The 1520-nt window shown below is 48.1% G+C and carries 1 protein-coding gene; it reads right to left on the reverse strand.

From position 1 onward, the window contains the following. Positions 1-21 precede the first annotated feature (21 nt). Complete coding sequence (locus ACQ4M5_RS41680; protein ID WP_430681678.1) at positions 22-1377, reverse strand: transposase; 1356 nt, start codon at positions 1375-1377, stop codon at positions 22-24. Between the last annotated feature and the right edge of the window lie 143 nt (positions 1378-1520).

Genomic DNA, 1520 nt, shown 5'->3' on the forward strand with positions numbered 1-1520 from the left:
CGATGCCTGTCTAGGTGTTAATTAGTCGTTGGATAAAAGTTTTGCCGTTGAAACATGTGGGTGTTTTGGGTCTCTTACTCTCGGTGGGGTCTTCGATTTACTTTTTCTGGGTTGCTTGAGAAACCGCTTCAAATTGACTTGTGCCGCTAACTGTTTAAGCAGCACTGCTAGCTCAGAGAGTGGCATCGCGTGAAAGCATCGCCAATGTTCAAGTGGAACCGCAATCATCATGCCGCGATAAACACTTTGAACTTCATCAACAACATAGAAATCAGATAAAGCAGCTTCTACTTTTTCCACCCCATGAACACTGGCTAAAGCCGCTTTGAGTGTTGCTAGAATGTTGTAAGTCACTAATGCTAGAGCAAAGCTAAACAGCGCGGCTCTGGGATAAGCTAACGTTTCAATTTCAGCTTCAAAATTCGTTGTCACGGTGAGGAATAATCCTTCAACTTGCCAGCGCTCACGATACAGTTGACTGATGACAATGGCATCTGCCACTGGCTTGGGTAAATTGGTTACCACGACAATTTCGCGATCTCCGTGCCGGGTTGGAGCCTTTAATCGCAGCACAATGCGGCGCAGTTGCACGTTGTGTCCTGCATACTGGAGTTCAATGTTCTGTTGCCAAAGCTCTCCTGCTTCTACTTTTGCCACAAACTGCAATTCATCTAGAGCGCTCCAAGGCAGCATTTGATGTTCTCGAATCACAAAGGCAGCTTGGCGTTGCTCAATCCCGCACAGAAATTCCAGCGTACACATATTGCGGTCTGCAATCCACAGTTGTTGTGACTCAACCGTCGCTAACACCGACTTAAATAACCGCCGTTCTTGAGCATGTCCATCCTCACAGGGAAACAGATCCACGGCTAGTCGCAACTCTGGGTCGAGTACAACCAGTGATTTTCCGGGTAACGGAGCTGCCGCAACCGAACGTAGCACCTCTAAGCGATGTTCAGTTGCTGCTAAAGCATTGCCATCCAGGATTCGCACTGAGTAGCCTGCGAGCAATGGCGCAGCTTGTCCACCCATCTGTTCAATCAAGCTGCTCAGTTCTTTTGCCGTTTCTCGCAATACTGCTGCACTGACTTCGAGTTCCACCCCATTCAGTTTCTGATAGACCGCTGCTCGCTGCACATTCAACGTTTGGGCTTTGGCTTTGTATGCCGCATTCACCGACGGATGTATCCCACACACCACCAAACTCAATAGATTCACCACGCTGGAAAACAATAACTCTCGCGTATATTGCACCTGGGCATGTCGCTCAAACAATTCATCCATCCGTTCGGGACGGAAAATGCGTTCCATCATCCCTCGCATCATCACGCTGATGGCACTTTCCTGGATAAACGCATCAAAGATTGGTGCTAACATCTGTTTTCTCCCTGCCCGCTGAGACTGGTCATCTCTCCACTTTAATGGCGGCTCAGAAATGAGATCGCATCTGCTGTATCGTTCAAGCAATCGAGGGAACAAGATATTTCCTATGAACTGGATTTAACACCTAGACAGGCATC

The organism is Leptolyngbya sp. AN10 (assembly GCF_050565645.1).
In the GTDB taxonomy this organism is placed as follows: Bacteria; Cyanobacteriota; Cyanobacteriia; order Leptolyngbyales; family Leptolyngbyaceae; genus Leptolyngbya.

Coding starts and splice junctions, on each gene's coding strand:
- ACQ4M5_RS41680 (WP_430681678.1), bottom strand. CDS start 1,377: ATGTTAGCACCAATCTTTGATGCGTTTATCCAGGAAAGTGCCATCAGC.